The following is a 16,103-nucleotide window of genomic DNA, read 5'->3' as shown; positions in this document are numbered from 1 at the left end:
CGCACCTGCGTGGCGGCATCGGCGGGCAGGCCGGCGGGCGGCCAGGGCATGTCGGGCGGCAGTTCGAAACCGACGACGAAGAGAGCGTCTTGCAACTCGGCGCCCGACAGGCCCGTGGGCGCGGTGCCCCGCGTGCGGCCCGGGTCGGCATCGACGATGGCGGCCGGCGCCAGGGCGGCGAAGCGGGCCAGCAGCTTGCGGTAGTAGGGCTCGCGCCAGTCGGGTTGCAGCGCCTTGCGGCGGCTGCGCCACATGGCGGCGCTCAGCAGCACCAGCGCAAGGCGCGGCAGCAGGCCGTACACCACGATGCAGCCGGTGAGCCACAGCGCCCAGGTGCGCTGGCCCGCCGCGCCGGGGCGGCCGACAGCACCGTCGGCGCGTCGGGCACCGGAAAGCCGAGCTGCGCGGGCGCCCAGCCCAGCGCCTGCACGGCCCGCACGAAAAAGGCGGGGTCGAGAATCGTCGTTTCCCAGCTCAGCGTGTAGCTGCGAAAGGCCAGCGCGAACAGCATCGCGGCCAGCACGACGGCGAACGACAGCGACCAGATGCCGTGGCTCACGAGCCCGAAGGCCCAGGGCAGCAGCCTGGCGCGGCCCAGCAGCCCGGTGGCGGCGCGCACCAGCACGGGCGCCTGCCCGCGCTTGCCGCCGGCCACGCGCGCGGTGAGCGACAGCCAGATCCAGCCGAGCGACGCGCCGCCGAAAGAACCGATCGGCAGCCACAGCCCCACCAGCCACAGCAGCAGCGTGAGTGCATGCAGGCCCAGCAGGCTCACGAGCGCGACGATCACGTTGATGTGGCGCTCGCCGCCGCCGACCACGTTGCCCGCCAGGCCCAGCCCGGCCATGACGATCAGCGCGACCATGGCCAGCAGCACCCATGGCGCCCATTGCCGGGCGCGTGCCAGTTCGGATGGGAGCCCGATGCGTTCGCCCAGTTGGCGTGCGCGCTCGGTGATTTGCGCGGGACCGTGCGGCGCGCGCGCTGCGGCGGTGCGCAGGGCTTGCGCGTCGTCGAGCGGGCCGTTCTGTTCGACCCATCGGATCGCCTCGGTGATCACCGCATCCGGAAAGTCCGGCAAGGCAGGTGCGCGCGGCGCGGTCGCGGTGTTGGTCAACAGGGTCCCTTCGCAATTCGCAAGAAAGGCCCCGCACGGCGAGTGCCGGGGCGCGCGAATTATGCCCGGCGCGCCGCGGGCCCCCATGAGAAACGGGGCCGCGAGCGGCCCCGTTCAACAGGGTGTCGGAGCAGGGGGCGTGCCCGGTCTCAGCGCAGGCCGAAGAACGAAAGCACGGCAACCACGACCACGACCAGACCGACGATGTAAATGATGGAATTCACGCGAGGACTCCGTTGTTGACGACGCTGTCAGCATCTCGCCGCATGCGTGTGGCGACTGTCGGCAACGGGCTGCGAGTGCTGTAGGACTCGCGAAGCGCGCGTCGCCATGACTTATCTCCCGGTTTGTCGGCTTTTCTCCATGCCTTCCCGCAGATGTGACGATTGTTTGCAATGCGCAACCGGCATCCACGCAAGACTCTGGCCCTTCCTGAAAGGCGCCCGTTCATGCGACTCACCGAGCAGACTCCCTTCACCGGCACCCACCCCGCTCACCCCGGTGCCCGCTCCCCCCGCCCGGCCGATGCCACCGCCGCCCGTGTCAACGCCCAGTTGCTTCCCACGCTGTTCGACCGCCTGCGCGACGATGCGCCGAGTCGTACCTCGGAGTCGCCTTCGGACTACACCGCGACGCCCGCGCAGATGCGCGACATCGTGCAGCGCGACCTGGCCTACCTGCTCAACACCACCAACGCCGAAGACCTGATCGACCGCGCGCGCCATGCCGAGGCGGCCTCGTCCACCATCAACTTCGGCGTGCCGCCGCTGGCGGGCAGCTACCTGTCGGAGCGCAAGTGGGCGGACATCGAACGCATCATCCGCCGCGCCATCCAGGACTACGAGCCGCGCCTGATTCCCGACACGGTGGCGGTGGTGCCGCTCATGAAAGAGGGCGGGGCAGCCGGGGAATACAACGTGCTGCTGTTCGAGATCCGCGCCATGATCAATCTGCGTCCCTACCCGCTGGAGTTCACGGTGCAGAGCGCCGTCGACCTGGAAACCAACCGCATGAGCGTGCTGTGCGCGGCACGCTGAAACAAGCGCCTTCGTCACCATCACTTCAGGGAACACTGGCCCCATGGACCCCCGACTTCTCGACTACTACAACAAAGAACTGGTCTACATGCGCGAGGCGGCCAGCGAGTTCGCGGCCTCGCACCCCAAGATCGCGCGCCGCCTGGGCATGCACGGCATCGAGGTGGCCGACCCGTACGTGGAGCGGCTGATCGAGTCGTTCAGCTTCATGTCGGCGCGCATGCAGATCAAGCTGGACGCGGAGTTTCCGCGCTTCACGCAGCGCCTGCTCGAGGTGCTATACCCCAACTACCTGAGCCCCACGCCGTCCATGGCGGTGGCCCAATTGCACCCCAGCGTGAAAGAGGGCGACTTCACGCGCGGCTTCGTGGTGCCGCGCGGCACGGCCTTTCATGCGCGCGTGCCGGCAGGGGAAGAAACGCCGTGCGAGTTCCGCTCCAGCCAGGACGTGACGCTGTGGCCCTTCGAGATCGTCGACGCCAGGCTCACGGGTGCGCCGCCCGACATTCCCGCGCTCGAGCGCTACGTGCCGCCGCATGTGCAGGTGACGGGCGCGCTGCGCCTGAGGCTGCGCATCGTGGGCGAAATGAACTTCAGCACGCTGGTGGGGCTCGACCGCTTGCCCATTTACCTGCGCGGCAACGAGCAGGTGGCCTCGCACCTGTTCGAGCTGCTGCACACCTCGGCGGTGGCCACCTTCGTCGGCGAGCCGGGCAAGCTGATGGAGCGGCCCCACGTGGTGACCGAAGGCGCGCTGGTGCACGAAGGCCTGAAGCCCGGCGAGGGCCTCCTGCCGCTCGAATGGAACACCTTTCACGGCCACAACCTGCTGCACGAATACTTCGCTTGCCCCGAGCGCTTCTACTTCTTCACGCTCACGCAGCTGGCGCCGGGGCTGGCGCGCGTGCACGGCAAGGAGGTCGAGATCCTCGTGCTGCTGAGCAAGCAGCCGGGCGCTTTGAGTTCGCTGGTCGACGCGGGGCAGTTCGCGCTGTTCAGCACGCCGGTGGTCAACCTGTTCGAGCGGCGCACCGATCGCATCGAGCTCAATGCGGCGCAGCCCGAGTTCCACCTCGTGCCCGACCGCTCGCGGCCGCTGGACTTCGAGGTGTATTCGGTGCAGCGCATCGCGGGGCAGCAGGCGCAGACCACGGCCGAGCTGGAGTTTCGACCGCTCTACCAGACGCTCAATGAAGACGAGGGCAACTACGGCCGCTACTTCTCGGTGCGGCGCGAGCCGCGGCTGGTGTCGGGCACGGCGCGCAAGTACGGCACGCGCACGCCGTACATCGGCACCGAGGTGTTCCTGTCGCTGGTCGACCAGCACGAGGCGCCGTACCCCGACAGCCTGCGCTACCTGTCGGTGAAGGCGCTGCTCACCAACCGCGACCTGCCGTGCCTGGTGCCGCGCAACGGCCATTCAGACCTGGCGGTGGCCGATTCGATTCCGGTGTCGGCCGTGGGCCTGATCCGCCCGCCGAGCACGCCCAAGTCGCCGTTCGCGCAGCGCGAAATCGCGTGGCGGCTGATTCGCCAATTGGGCTTCAACCATTTGCCGCTGGCCGACATGCCGCACCGCGAAGGCGCGCAGGCGCTGCGCGACATGCTGCGGCTGTTCGTCACGGCCGACAACGACGTGCTGGGCCGGCAGATCGACAGCCTCGTCGGCTCGCGCATCGAACCGGTGACGCGGCGGCTGCCGGGCGCAGGGCCGCTGATCTACGGGCGCGGCGTGCAATGCACGCTGAGCGTGGACGAAGAGGGCTTTTCAGGCACGAGCCCGTACCTGCTGGGGCTGGTGCTGGAGCACTACCTTGCGCGGCACGTGAGCATCAACGTGTTCACGCAGACGGTGCTGGAGTCGATGCAGCGCGGCACGGTCGCCAAGTGGCCCGTGCGCATGGGCGGGCGCGGCATCGTCTGAAGGACGGCGGCTCAGCGCTTGCGGACCGGGCCCAGCGCCTGCTCGATCAGCCAGCGCATGGCGGCGCGCACCTGCCTGGCGTCGGCGCCCGCGTCGATTTCCAGCGCGGCGCGGTCGAAGGCGGCTGACAGCAGCTGCGACAGCGCATCGACAGAGACCTCGCCGCGCCCCATGCCCGCGCGCACGAGGCCTTCGCGCAGCGAGTGCGCCGCGTTGGCGTCGTCGATCGCCATGATCTCCGCCATGCCCAGCACGGCAGGCCCATCGACCAGCAGCAGCCGCGTGCGGCCCGGCACGGTCATGGCGTTCAGGTAAGCCTCGCTGCCTTCGAGCAGGGCCTCGCGCGGGCCCAGCGGCTCGGGCGTCGCGGCCTCGATGTCGGCCGCCACCGCCATCGCCTCGCGCGCCAGCACCTGCCGGAACAGGTCGCGCTTGTCCGCGAAGTGGTGGTACAGCGCGCCCCGGGTGATGCCGGCGGCGGCTGCGATGTCGGGCGTCGAGGTGTCGCCGTAGCCCTTGCTCACGAAGAGCGCGCGGGCGGCTTCGAGCAGGGCGAGCTGCGTGGTTTCGGTGCGTTCGCGGTTGGTGGCCATGAGGGGTAATTTACATGCAGGCTGTCTGTAGGTTAATATTTAAAATGCGTGCAGTCTGTATGTTTTATGAAAAGGACAATCCCATGAAAGTCACGAGCTACTACCCCGTCGTCATGACCGGGGACGTGGCCGGCACCGCCGGCTTCTACCAGTCGCACTTCGGCTTCGTGCCGCTGTTCACCAGCGACTGGTATGTGCATCTGCAACTGGCGGACGAGCCTTCGGTGAACCTCGCCGTGCTCGACGGGCGCCACGAAACCATTCCGGAGGCGGCGCGCGGGCAGGTGGTGGGCGGCCTGCTGCTGAACTTCGAGGTGGACGACCCCGATGCGGTGCACGACCGGCTGAAGGCGGCCGGCCTGCCGATATTGCTGCCGCTGCGCGACGAGGCCTTCGGCCAGCGCCACTTCATCACGCGCGACCCGAACGGCGTGCTGATCGACATCATCAAGCCGATCCCGCCGTCGGGGGAGTTCGCTGCGCAGTACGAGGCCGGGGCGTTGCCGGGCTGAGCGAAGTCAGGCGCGCAGCGCCTCATCCTCATCGGTCCCCTCACCCAGGAACCCGCCACTCTGATGCGCCCAAAGCCGCGCATACAACCCGCCTTGCGCCATCAGCGTGCGGTGGTCGCCTTCTTCCACCACGCGGCCTTCGTCGAGCACGATCAGCCGGTCCATTGCCGCGATGGTCGACAGCCGGTGCGCGATGGCGATCACGGTCTTGCCTTCCATCAGCGTGTACAGGCTCTGCTGGATGGCCGCCTCGACCTCGGAGTCGAGCGCGCTGGTGGCCTCGTCGAGCAGCAAAATCGGCGCGTCCTTCAGCATCACGCGCGCAATGGCCACGCGCTGGCGTTGGCCGCCCGACAGCTTCACGCCGCGTTCGCCCACATGCGCCTCGTAGCCGCGCCGGCCGCTCGCGTCGCCCAGCGTCTGGATGAAGTCGTGCGCCTCGGCGCGCCGGGCCGCGGCCTCGATCTGCTCCGGCGTGGCGTCGGGCCGGCCGTAGGCCACGTTGTCGGCCACCGAGCGGTGCATCAGCGAAGTGTCCTGCGTGACCATGCCGATGTGGCTGCGCAGCGAGTCCTGCGTCACGTGGGCAATGTCCTGCCCGTCGATCAGGATGCGGCCGCTTTCCAGGTCATGAAAGCGCAGCAGCAGGTTCACCAGCGTCGACTTGCCCGCGCCCGAGCGGCCGACCAGGCCGATCTTCTCGCCGGGCTTGACGGTCAGGTTCAGGTCGTCGATGACGCGGCGGCCGCCGTCGCCATACCGGAAGCTCGCATGCTCGAAGCGCACTTCGCCGCGCGGCACGTCGAGCACGGTGGCATCGGCCGCGTCGAGCACGGTGCGCGGGCGCGACAGCGTCTTCATGCCGTCCTGCACGGTGCCGATGTTCTCGAACAGGCTGGTCATCTCCCACATGATCCAGTGCGACATGCCCTGCAGCCGCAGCGCCATGGCGGTGGCCGCGGCCACCGCGCCCACGCCGACCGCGCCGTGCGACCACAGCCACAGCGCCATGCCCGCCATGCCGGCCGTCAGGCCCATGCTCAGCGCGTGGTTGACGATTTCGAAGGCGCTCACCAGGCGCATCTGGCCGTAGCCCGTGTGCATGAATTCGCGCATGGCGTCGCGCGCGAAGCCGGCCTCGCGCTGCGTGTGCGAGAACAGCTTGACGGTGGCGATGTTGGTGTAGGCGTCGGTCACGCGGCCGGTCATGAGCGCGCGCGCGTCGGCCTGCGCCTTGCCGATCTTGCCCAGGCGCGGCACGAAATAGATCAGCGACACGATGTACAGCGCCAGCCAGATCACGAAGGGCCATACCAGCTGCGCGTCGAGCACGCCCACCAGGATGATCATGGTGGCCACGTACACGCCCATGGCCACGAGCACGTCGGCCAGCACGAAGATGGTCTCGCGCACCGCGAGCGCGGTCTGCATGACCTTGGCCGTGATGCGGCCCGCGAACTCGTCCTGGTAGAAGGCCATGCTCTGGCCCAGCATCAGCCGGTGGAAGTTCCAGCGCAGGCGCATCGGCAGGTTCACGGCCAGCGTCTGGTGCTTGACGATGGTCTGCAGCGCCACCACGCCGATGCTGATCACGAGGAACCCGGCCAGCCACATGAGCGCATTGCCGCGCTCTTCCCACAGGCGCGAAGGCACCTGCCCGCCGAGCCAGTCGACGATGCGCCCGAGGATGGCGAACAGCGCCGCCTCGAAGATCGACATCACGGCCGTGAGCACGGCCATGGCCGCGATCTTGCCGCGCACGCCGTGCGTGCAGGCCCACAGGAATGCGAAGAAGCCCTGCGGCGGCAGCGAAGGTTCGGCGGCGGGGTAGGGGTGAAGAAGTTTTTCGAAGAAGCGGAACAAGGCGAACGGTCTCCCAGAGAGCCTTTGACTGTAGCCGCGCATGCATGACCTTGCCCCGAAAAGGTGCGATCGTTCAGGGAGCCTTCATGGACGGCGCGGCCTGGCTTCGGCGTGTGAAGTCTTTGGTTTTGCATCGCCGAGCCGTTCGCTCAGGAAGTCGATGAAAGTGCGCAGCTTGGGCGACATGTACTGGCGGCTGGTGTACACGGCAAAGAGCGTGACGGGTGTCGATTCGAACTCGGGCAGCAGCCGCAGCAGGCGGCCTTGCGCAATGTCGTCGTCGATCAACCACAGCGGCATGAACGCGATGCCCATGTCGGCGCGCACCGCGTGCAGCGTGAGCGTGGTGTCGTCGGAGCGCATGGCCGGCGTGAGCCGCAGCGGGAACATGCGCCCGCCCGGGCCCTTGAGCGCGAGGTTGTCGAGGTTCACGTAGCTCGGCACGATGGCGCCCAGCTTCGCCAGGTCGGCGGGCAGGCCGGGCACGCCGACCATGCGCTCCAGGTAGGCCGGCGTGCCCGCCAGATAAAAAGGCACGCGGCACAGCGGCCGGGCAATCAGCGCGGGCGAGGGCTCCTGCGTGGCGCGCAGGGCCAGGTCGTAGCCGTCGGCCGCGAGATCGACCTTGCGGTTCTCCAGGTGCATGTCGACCAGCACCTCGGGGTACTTCTCGCGGTAGTCGGCCAGCACGCGGGCGAAGCGCGGCGTGGCGCACCACACGGGCGCGCTCACCTTCAGCTGCCCGCGCGGCGTGTCGTGGGTCTGGCCGATGGCGGCCTCGGCCGCGTCGAGCAGGTCGAGCGCGCGGCGGCTCTGCTCGTACCAGGCGGTGCCGGCCTCGGTCAGGCTCAGGTGGCGGCTGGAGCGGTGCAGCAGCCGCGCGCCGAGCGACTTCTCCAATTGGGCCACGTGCTTGCTGGCCATCGGCGGCGACAGGCCCAGCCGCTCGGCGGCGGCCACGAAGCTGCCGGCCTCCACGACCTCGCGAAACACGCGCAGGCTGGTCATGCGGTCCATGTCGATGTTTCCTGTGAAGAACTGATTCGATGCATCGTAGCCTGTCGATTTCTTTGGAGGAAATGTCTACAGTCGATGCAACGCTTTCAAGGAGCATCGACTTGACCCACGACAACATCTCGCGCCTGCCCACGTACTTCATCTCGCACGGCGGCGGCCCCTGGCCCTGGATGAAGAAGGAAATGGGCCCGACCTACGACCAGCTCGCCGCCTCGCTGGCCGACATGCCGCGCCAGATCGGCCGCACGCCCAGCGTCATCCTCATGGTGTCGGCGCACTGGGAGGCGCCTGCCTTCACGGTGCAGGGCAACCCCAAGCCGCCGATGATCTACGACTACGGCGGCTTCCCGGCCCACACGTACGAAGTGCGCTACGACGCGCCCGGTTCGCCCGAACTCGCGCAGCGCGTGCAGTCGCTGATCGCCGCTGCCGGCCTGCCGGTGCAGATCGACCCCGAGCGCGGCTACGACCACGGCATGTTCTCGCCGATGGCCGCGATCTACCCGAAGGCCGACGTGCCGGTGGTGCAGCTGTCGCTGCGCCGCGGGCTCGACCCGGCGGAGCACCTGGCGCTGGGCCGCGCGATCGCGCCGCTGCGCGACGAGAACGTGCTGATCGTCGGCAGCGGGCTGAGCTATCACAACCTGCGCAACTTCGGGCCGCAGGCGCACGGTGTGTCGAAGGCCTTCGACGACTGGCTCGACGAGGCGGTGGTGAAGGGCGCCGTGGCCGAGCGCAGCGGCCAGTTGCTCGACTGGGCTTCAGCCCCGGCGGCACGCATCGCCCATCCGCGCGAAGAGCACCTGATTCCGCTGATGGTGGCGGTCGGCGCTGCCGAGGGCGAAGCCGGAGAGCGCGTCTATCACGAGGACGCATTCATGGGCGGGCTCGTGGTGTCGAGCTTCCGCTTCGGCGGCTGAAGCCTCAGCTGCGGCGCACGCCGTCGGCATCGACCAGCCCGACGCGCGTCTGCCGCCCCCAGGTGCCGCGCCCCGTCAAGAAGGTCCACCACCCCCAGGCCGCGCCCGTGTGCCGCAGGATCTGGAAGGTGAAGGGCTCGACCAGCGCCGCCAGAAAAGCCTGCAGCATGTTGGCCTCGCTGCGCTGTCCGATCCAGCGGCGGTACAGGTACACCGACCACAGGTGAAAGAGCAGGTCGAGCGCGATCTTCGCGCCGATCACGCCCGCCACCGGTGCCAGCACGCCGAAGTTGCCGCGCACCAGGTACACCAGCAGCAGCCCGAAAGCGGCCAGCCCGTAGAGCGGCTGCAGCGTGTCGATGGCCTTCACCGGCAGCATCGCCACGCCGAGCCAGCCGTAGCGCCGGTCGCCGACCATCGCGCGGTACCAGTACTGCGTCTGCAAGAAGCCGCCGAACCAGCGGCGGCGCTGGCGCAGGAAGGCGCCGGTGCTGCTGGGCGCGTCGGTGTGCGCTTGCGCATCGCCCAGCACGCGCACGGTCCACGGCAGCCCGTGCGCCTGGGCGTGGCGGTGCAGGCGGTGGATGAGTTCGTAGTCTTCCACCAGCAGTCGGTGTCGAAGCCGCCGACCGCGCGCACCGCGTCGGTCCGAAAGCCCGCGAAGGCGCCCGAGATCAGCAGCAGCCCGTTGACGCGCATCCACGCATAGCGCGACAGGAAGTTGCGGATGTACTCGTACGTCTGGAACCACTGGAAGCAGCGCCCGGCCAGCGTGCGGCTGCACACCGGCGTGATGACGCCCGTGGCGGCCACGAGGTTCGGCTCGTCCGTAAAGGCCCGGCGCACCGCGCCGATGGCCTGGCTGTCGAGCAGGGTGTCGCCATCGACCGTGAGCACGGTGTCGGTGTCGATGCACAGAATGGCCGCGTTCAGCGCCACCGCCTTGCCGCCGTGCGGCAGGCGCAGCCAGTAGAGCGAAGGGTGCGTGGCACTGGCCGCGCTCAGTTCGCCCAGGGCCGGCGCGACAAGGCCGTAGCGGGTGGTGAGCAGTTCGGCGGTGCCGTCGCTGGAGCCGTCGTCGGCGATCACGATGCGGTCGGGCACGTCGCTCTGGCCGAGCAGGGCGGCCAGCGTGACGGGCAGCACGGCGGCCTCGTTGTGCGAGGCGACGATCACGCCCAGCGTGTTGCGCCGTGTTGCTGGCGTTTCGGCGGGACGCGGGCGGGGCCGCAGGATCGGCAGCGTCATCCAGCCCACGAACAGCAGCAGCACTGTGTCGTACAGCACATAGGCCACGCCGACCGACCAGGCGCCGACGTTGCCCACGCGAAAGGCCATGGCAAAAAGCAGGCCCCACAGCACGAGCACGCCGCCATGGATCAGCCAGCTTCGCAGCGGCGTGGCGGGAGGAGACAGGCGCGGCGACGCGGCCACGAAGGCGGGTTGGAGGGGATCGTTCAAGAGGAGATGCCTGGGCGACGAACGGTGATACGCAAAAACTCGGCCAGCGGTTTCGAAAAGGCCCGAGTCGACCCGGGACAATCGCAAGCGCAACAGAAAGACTCCACTCTCGCCCGAAAATTCCCCGCATGCTCGCACAAACCCGCTACACCCGAACCGCCATCGCGCTGCACTGGCTGATCGCCCTGCTCATGGCCGTCAACATCGCCATGATCCTGCTGGTCGACCATTACCCCGACGACTGGGTGCGCCCGGCGGTCGACACCCACAAGTCGATCGGCATCACGGTGCTGGGGCTGGTCATTCTGCGGCTTCTGTGGCGCCTGACGCACAAACCGCCGGCCATGCCGGACTCCTACGGCGCGCTCGAGCGCTTCGCGGCGCACGCGGCCCACGGGGTGCTGTACCTGCTGATGGTGCTGCTGCCGCTGTCGGGCTGGATGCACGACTCGGCCTGGAAGGACGCCGGCACGCACCCGATGTTCCTGTTCGGCCTGTTCGAATGGCCGCGCATCGGCTGGATCATGGCCATCGAGCCCACGCTCAAGGAAACCTGGCACACGGTGCTGGGCGGCGTGCACACCTGGGCCGGCTATGTGCTTTACGTGATGTTCGGGCTGCATGTGCTGGGCGCGCTGAAGCACCAGTCTTCGACGGCGAGCGCGAGCTGCAGCGCATGTGGCCGGGAGCGCGCGGATGAGCACGGGCATGAACGACATCGCGCGCATCGACGCACTCTCGACCCACCACGACCCGGTGCACGAAGGCGTGCGCGTGCGCTGGCGCCGCTTCGGCACCGACACCACGAAGCCGCCGCTGGTGCTGTTGCACGGCGGCCACGGCAGCTGGATGCACTGGCTGCGCAACGCCGAGGCGCTGTCGGCCGGCCGCACGCTGTGGCTGCCCGACATGCCGGGCTTCAACGAGTCCGACGCGCTGCCACGCGCGGCGCCCGGCGAAGACTCGCTGCCGCCGCTGCTCGATGCGCTCGGCGGCACGCTCGACCAGCTCGTCGGCGCTGGCACGCCCATCGACCTGGGCGGCTTCTCGTTCGGCGGGCTCACGGCCGCGCGCTTCGCGGTGCGGCGCGGCGCCATCCGCCGGCTCGCATTGGTCGGCAGCGGCGGCCACGGCACGCTGCGCCGCATGGCGGTGCAGATGATCAACTGGCGCTCCGCTCCCGACCGCGAACACGAGCGCGCCGCGCTGCTGCACAACCTGGCCGCGCTGATGCTGCACGACAAGGCCGCCATCGACGCGCTGGCCTTCGAGATCCACGACATCTCGTGCCACGGCACGCGCTTTCGCAGCAAGGAGGTGTCGCTGTCGGGCGGGTTGCAGAAGGCGCTCGACACGCTGGGCGTGCCGACGCTGCTGCTGTGGGGCGAGTTCGACGTCACCGCCGACCCGCGCCCGCTGGTGGCGCAACTGGTGGCCGAAGGGCCGCACCGCGAAGGCACGGTGATCGACGGCGCCGGGCACTGGGCGCAGTACGAACGCGCCGACGAAGTCAACGCGCGGCTGCTGCAGTTCTTCGGCTGAGTTTCAGCGCCCGATGTCGGCGGCGTGCTGCCGCCAGAACGCCGCGTCGGGCAACGCGCCCGTGCCTGCGGCGGCGTTGTCCGCCATGTGCTCGCCGCGGCTGGTGCCCGGGATCACGCAGGTCACGGCCGGGTGGCCCAGCACGAACTTCAGCAGCACCTGCGCCCAGCTGGTGCAGCCGATGTCGCCGGCCCACGCGTGCAGCGGCTTGTCGCGCAGGCGGCGCAGCAGCCCGCCGCCGCCGAAGGGCAGGTTGACGATCACCGCCACGCCGCGCTCGGCCGCGAGCGGCAGCAGGCGCTGTTCGGCCTCGCGCGCGTCGAGCGAATAGTTGATCTGCAGGAAGTCGAGCTTCTCGGCCTTCAGCACCGCCTCGACCTCGCCGTAGGCCGAGGCCGTGTAGTGCGTGATGCCGATGTAGCGCACGCGGCCCTTGTCCTTCCAGCCGCGCAGCGTGGCCAGGTGGGTGCGCCAGTCGACCAGGTTGTGCACCTGCATCAGGTCGATGCGCTCGGTGCGCAGCCGCGCGAACGACTGCTCCATCTGCGCGATGCCGGCCTCGCGGCCCGAGGTCCAGACCTTGGTGGCGAGAAAAGCCTTGTCGCGCTGCTTCGCCGCGGCGAGCAGTTCGCCCGTGGTTTCTTCGGAGCGGCCGTACATCGGCGAGCTGTCGATCACCGTGCCGCCGGCCGCGAACAGCGCGTCAAGCACGCCGGGCAGGCGCGCGTATTCGTCGCTGCCGGGGCGCCGGTCGAAGCCGATCCAGGTGCCGCAGCCGACCACGGGCAGCGCTTCGCGGGTGGAGGGAATGGGGCGGGTGTTCATCGGCTGCATCGCGGGGTTGCCTTGTTGCCCTTGCCAGGAAGACCCGGAAGACGCCTCAGCGCAAATAGCGCCCGTCGGCCTTCAGCATCGACAGCTCGGAGAAGGTCAGCCCGCGGTGCTCGCCGGGCCGGTACGACACGGCAATGCCGCCCAGGTCGAGCGTCTTGAACGACTCCAGCCCCTTCTGCAGCGACTCGGCCGTGGGGTTCGGCCCCGCGCGCTTCAGCCCCTCGACCAGCACCTTGGCCGTGACGTAGCCCTCGAGGCTGGCGTAGCTGAACTCGGTGACGCCGATCTTCTTCATCGCCGCCTGGTACTCGGCAATCACCGGCATCGCGCTGTTCCACGGGTAGGGCACCACCTGCGAGATGACCACGCCCGCCGCGTCCTTCCTGATGTCCTGGAACAGCTTCTGCCCGTTGAGGAAAGAGAACGAATAGAAGGCCGTCTCCCCGCCGGCCGCGCGGTAGGCGGTGATGAACTTCGCGGCCACGTCGTTGGTGGCCGACAGCACCACCGCCTTGGGCTTGAGCCTGGCCAGCTCGGCCGCGCGCTCGGCGGCGTCGGAGCCGTCGTTCTTGACGGCCACGCTGCCGACCATCTTGTCGCCGCGTTCGGCAATGAACTTCTGCGTGCTCTCCATCGCCGAGCGGGCGCCCGGGTTGTCGTTGTGCGCGAAGGCGATGCGCGAGATGCCGATGGTGAACAGGTGGTTCACGATGCGGCTGTATTCCTCGTCGAAGCTGATGCGCACCGGAAAGCCGTATTCCGAGAACTTCACCACCGGGCCCGCGCCGGTGTAGGGCCCGACCACCGGAATCTTCAGTTCGTTGGCCGCCTTCAGCGCACCGACCGACGACGAGGTGCCGATGGGCATCAGGATGCCGACCGCCCCTTCGTTGACGAAGGCCTTGACGTTCTCGCCGCCCTTGGCCGGGTCGTAGGCGTCGTCGAGCTGGCGCAGCTCGACCGGCCGGCCGTTGATGCCGCCGCCGGCGTTGAGCGTGGTGAACAGGGCGCGAATGCCGACCAGCGGCTCCGTCGACAGCGAGGCCAGCGGCCCGGTCTTCACGTAGGTCTGGCCGATGACGATCGGCTTGGTCTGCGCCTGCGCCACCGGCGACAGCGTGAGGACGAGGGCGGCCAGGGCCGAAGCCAGCAGATGAAAGGTGTTGCGTGCCATAGTCACAAATTGTTAACAAACTCATCTTAAGGCGGCCCGCGCGGGTAAACCGCTCTTTGGCTTGCGGCAGGGCGCCCGCGCCCGCAGAATGCCGCTTCACATTCATCATGGGAATGCCACTCTCGCTCCTTCGCCTGTCTTCGCTGGACCTCGTGCGAGGCTTCGTCGCCGTGGGGCGGCGCATGAGCATTTCGCTCGCGGCGCAAGACCTGTGCCTCACGCAGTCGGCGGTCAGCAAGCAGGTGCATGCGCTGGAGGCGCAGCTCGGCGTGAAGCTGCTGGTGCGCGGCCACCGCTCGATTGCCTTCACGCCCGAGGGCGAGCGGCTCTTTCGCAGCGCCGACGGCGCGGTGCAACAACTGCAGGACGTGATGGGCGGCATCCGCCAGGCAAGCGAGCAGCGCCCCGTGACGCTGAGCGCCAGCATCGGCATGACGGGGCTCTGGCTGCTGCCAAGGCTGGGCCGTGTGCAGAAGCTGCACCCGGGCGCGATGTGCGCGTGTCGTCCAACAACCGCGTGGCCGACCTGCGCAACGAAGGCATCGACCTGGCCATCCGCTACACCACGCCCGCGCTCGCGCCGGCCGGGGCGCAGCGGCTGTTCGGGGAAACGCTGGCGCCGGTGGCGCACCCGTCGCTCGGGCTGCATTCGATGGACGCGGCGGCGTTGCCCGGCCTGTGCCTGCTGGCCTTCGATGACCCGCAACATCCGTGGCTGCAGTGGAGCGACTGGCTCGCGGCGGTGGGCTGGGCCGAGGCGAAGCCGCAGGCCGTGCTGCACTTCAACCAGTACGACCAGATGATCCAGGCCGCGCTGGCCGGGCAGGGCGTGGCGCTGGGGCGGCTGGAGCTGATCCAGCCGCTGCTCGACGACAAGCGGTTGGTGCGCGTGGCCGCGCCCACGCCGGCACAGCCGTCGGGCCACGCCTACTGGCTGATCCACGCGGAAGAGTCCCCGCGCGAAGACGTGCGCCACGTGGCCGCATGGCTGATGGACGAGGCGCGCCAGTCGTCAGGGCGCTGACGAGGGCATCGACCGGCAATGCGCGATCGCCTCGTCGAGCCGGTCGTTGCCCCAGAACATCTCGTCGCCCGCGAAGAAGGTCGGCGCGCCGAAGATGCCTTTTTCGGCGGCCAGCTCGGTCTGCCGCCGCAGCCGCAGCTTGTTGGCGTCCGACAGCGCTTCTTCGAGGATGCGGTGCGCCGGCAGGCCGAGTGAAACGAGCAGGTCGCGCATGGCCTGCGGCGAATCGATGTCGCGGTCTTCCGCGAAGTTCATCGACATCGTGCGGCGGCAGAATGCGCCCATCCACGGCTGCGTGGCGCCCACCAGCGCAATGCGCAGCGGCAGCACGGCGGCGCGCGGAAAGTTCGTCGGCTGCTTCCACGGCAGGCCGAGCTTGCGGCACTGGCGCGCCATGTCCTTCCACGTGTAGTCGCCTTTCTCCTTCTGCAGCACGAAGGGCGACGACGCCCAGCCGAAGGAGCGGAAGATCGGCCCCAGCAGAAAGGGTTGCCAGCGGATCGCGATGCCGTGCGCGGCGGCCTCGTCTTCCAGGCGCATCACGCTGAGGTAGCTGTAGTTGCTGCCGAAGTCGAACCAGACGTCGAGCGCGTTCATTCGAACACCACCAGGCAGCGGGCTTCGATGCTCTCGCGCAGCGGCGCGTCGGCGGGCGCATCGGGGTGGTCGAACGCGGCGTGCGGCGTGTAGCGCGAGACGCCGCTGAGCTGCGAGTCGTACTGCTTGAACACCAGCGCCTCGTGCCGGTCCATCGCCGAAAAATACGACCAGCGGTGCGAGGGCGAATGCGTCGCCAGGTAGATCTCGCCGGTGCGGCGCGGGTAGCGCACCTCGGCGTTGACCAGGTCCCTGGCCATGACCGAGCGCGCGTCACACACGGCCAGCGGCGTGTCGAGCACCGGCCCCTTGATCGAGCGCCAGATGTTGACGATGCAGTAGCGTCGCACGGACGCGGCCTCGTCGGCGTCGGGAAGCACCAGCGCCAACCGACGCGGCCCGATTCCTCGGTGTAGTCGTTGTGGATGCGGCCGTTGGCGGCGGCCCGGCCGTCGGCCGCGCGGCGGCCGAAGCTCAGCGCGGCGCGG

Annotated in this window: 12 protein-coding genes and 4 pseudogenes; 7 read left to right on the top strand and 9 right to left on the bottom strand. The window is 69.1% G+C overall.

The window, feature by feature from the left end; translation table 11 throughout:
* Positions 1 to 847 (bottom strand): annotated as a pseudogene (locus BMG07_RS45215) (DUF2868 domain-containing protein); the annotation flags it as partial.
* Between the two features lie 719 nt (positions 848 to 1,566).
* Here BMG07_RS45215 and tssE point away from each other — a divergent pair.
* The gene (tssE, locus tag BMG07_RS34645) at positions 1,567 to 2,154 is read left to right on the top strand and encodes a type VI secretion system baseplate subunit TssE (RefSeq protein WP_198088302.1); all 588 of its coding nucleotides are present in this window, start codon (positions 1,567 to 1,569) and stop codon (positions 2,152 to 2,154) included.
* Positions 2,155 to 2,197: 43 nt separating this feature from the next.
* Positions 2,198 to 4,078 (top strand): type VI secretion system baseplate subunit TssF, encoded by a 1,881-nt coding sequence (tssF, locus tag BMG07_RS34640; RefSeq protein WP_198088301.1) that lies wholly within the window; start codon positions 2,198 to 2,200, stop codon positions 4,076 to 4,078.
* A gap of 11 nt (positions 4,079 to 4,089) precedes the next feature.
* On the opposite strand, the gene BMG07_RS34635 is transcribed toward tssF, so the two are convergent.
* The gene (locus BMG07_RS34635; RefSeq protein WP_198088300.1) at positions 4,090 to 4,671 is read right to left on the bottom strand and encodes a TetR/AcrR family transcriptional regulator; all 582 of its coding nucleotides are present in this window, start codon (positions 4,669 to 4,671) and stop codon (positions 4,090 to 4,092) included.
* Between the two features lie 83 nt (positions 4,672 to 4,754).
* Here BMG07_RS34635 and BMG07_RS34630 point away from each other — a divergent pair, with 83 nt between their 5' ends.
* A complete protein-coding gene (locus BMG07_RS34630) occupies positions 4,755 to 5,183 on the top strand; it encodes a VOC family protein (protein WP_198088299.1) in 429 nt (142 codons plus the stop codon).
* A gap of 6 nt (positions 5,184 to 5,189) precedes the next feature.
* Here the strand turns inward: BMG07_RS34630 and BMG07_RS34625 are convergent, their stop codons facing one another.
* The gene (locus tag BMG07_RS34625; protein ID WP_198088298.1) at positions 5,190 to 7,046 is read right to left on the bottom strand and encodes an ABC transporter ATP-binding protein; all 1,857 of its coding nucleotides are present in this window, start codon (positions 7,044 to 7,046) and stop codon (positions 5,190 to 5,192) included.
* Between the two features lie 84 nt (positions 7,047 to 7,130).
* Positions 7,131 to 8,063, bottom strand: coding sequence for a LysR family transcriptional regulator (locus tag BMG07_RS34620; RefSeq protein WP_198088297.1), 933 nt, complete (start codon positions 8,061 to 8,063; stop codon positions 7,131 to 7,133).
* A gap of 101 nt (positions 8,064 to 8,164) precedes the next feature.
* On the opposite strand from BMG07_RS34620, the gene BMG07_RS34615 reads away from it, so the two are divergent.
* Positions 8,165 to 8,983, top strand: a complete 819-nt coding sequence (locus tag BMG07_RS34615; protein WP_198088296.1) for a class III extradiol ring-cleavage dioxygenase — start codon at positions 8,165 to 8,167, stop codon at positions 8,981 to 8,983.
* 4 nt (positions 8,984 to 8,987) lie between these two features.
* On the opposite strand, the pseudogene BMG07_RS34610 reads toward BMG07_RS34615, so the two are convergent.
* A pseudogene (locus BMG07_RS34610) lies at positions 8,988 to 10,444 on the bottom strand (glycosyltransferase).
* Positions 10,445 to 10,572: 128 nt separating this feature from the next.
* Here BMG07_RS34610 and BMG07_RS34605 point away from each other — a divergent pair.
* Positions 10,573 to 11,144 (top strand): annotated as a pseudogene (locus BMG07_RS34605) (cytochrome b).
* Positions 11,141 to 11,986: an alpha/beta fold hydrolase gene (locus BMG07_RS34600; RefSeq protein ID WP_198088295.1), complete on the top strand. Its 846-nt coding sequence runs from the start codon at positions 11,141 to 11,143 to the stop codon at positions 11,984 to 11,986. The pseudogene BMG07_RS34605 and the gene BMG07_RS34600 overlap by 4 nt, the downstream one beginning before the upstream one ends.
* Positions 11,987 to 11,989: 3 nt before the next feature.
* Here the strand turns inward: BMG07_RS34600 and BMG07_RS34595 are convergent, their stop codons facing one another.
* Together BMG07_RS34595 and BMG07_RS34590 are read right to left on the bottom strand one after the other, a co-directional pair.
* Positions 11,990 to 12,820: an aldo/keto reductase gene (locus tag BMG07_RS34595; RefSeq protein ID WP_269759690.1), complete on the bottom strand. Its 831-nt coding sequence runs from the start codon at positions 12,818 to 12,820 to the stop codon at positions 11,990 to 11,992.
* 46 nt (positions 12,821 to 12,866) lie between these two features.
* On the bottom strand, positions 12,867 to 13,994 hold the full coding sequence (locus tag BMG07_RS34590; protein WP_198088294.1) for an ABC transporter substrate-binding protein: 1,128 nt from the start codon (positions 13,992 to 13,994) through the stop codon (positions 12,867 to 12,869).
* A 113-nt stretch (positions 13,995 to 14,107) separates the two neighbouring features.
* On the opposite strand from BMG07_RS34590, the pseudogene BMG07_RS34585 reads away from it, so the two are divergent.
* A pseudogene (locus tag BMG07_RS34585) lies at positions 14,108 to 15,018 on the top strand (LysR substrate-binding domain-containing protein).
* On the opposite strand, the gene BMG07_RS34580 reads toward BMG07_RS34585, so the two are convergent.
* Both BMG07_RS34580 and BMG07_RS34575 read right to left on the bottom strand, forming a co-directional pair.
* Entirely contained in the window at positions 15,007 to 15,615 is a 609-nt protein-coding gene (locus BMG07_RS34580) for a 2-hydroxychromene-2-carboxylate isomerase (RefSeq protein WP_198088293.1), read from the bottom strand. The pseudogene BMG07_RS34585 and the gene BMG07_RS34580 overlap by 12 nt on opposite strands.
* The gene (locus BMG07_RS34575; protein ID WP_307867214.1) at positions 15,612 to 15,995 is read right to left on the bottom strand and encodes a CmcJ/NvfI family oxidoreductase; all 384 of its coding nucleotides are present in this window, start codon (positions 15,993 to 15,995) and stop codon (positions 15,612 to 15,614) included. Before BMG07_RS34575 ends, BMG07_RS34580 begins: the two co-directional genes overlap by 4 nt.
* Positions 15,996 to 16,103 lie beyond the last annotated feature (108 nt).

The sequence above is a fragment of the Variovorax sp. E3 genome (assembly GCF_016082275.1).
Taxonomy (GTDB): Bacteria; Pseudomonadota; Gammaproteobacteria; order Burkholderiales; family Burkholderiaceae_C; genus Variovorax.
Note: the sequence above shows the minus strand (reverse complement) of the source record. Positions and strands in the feature narration are given on the sequence as shown.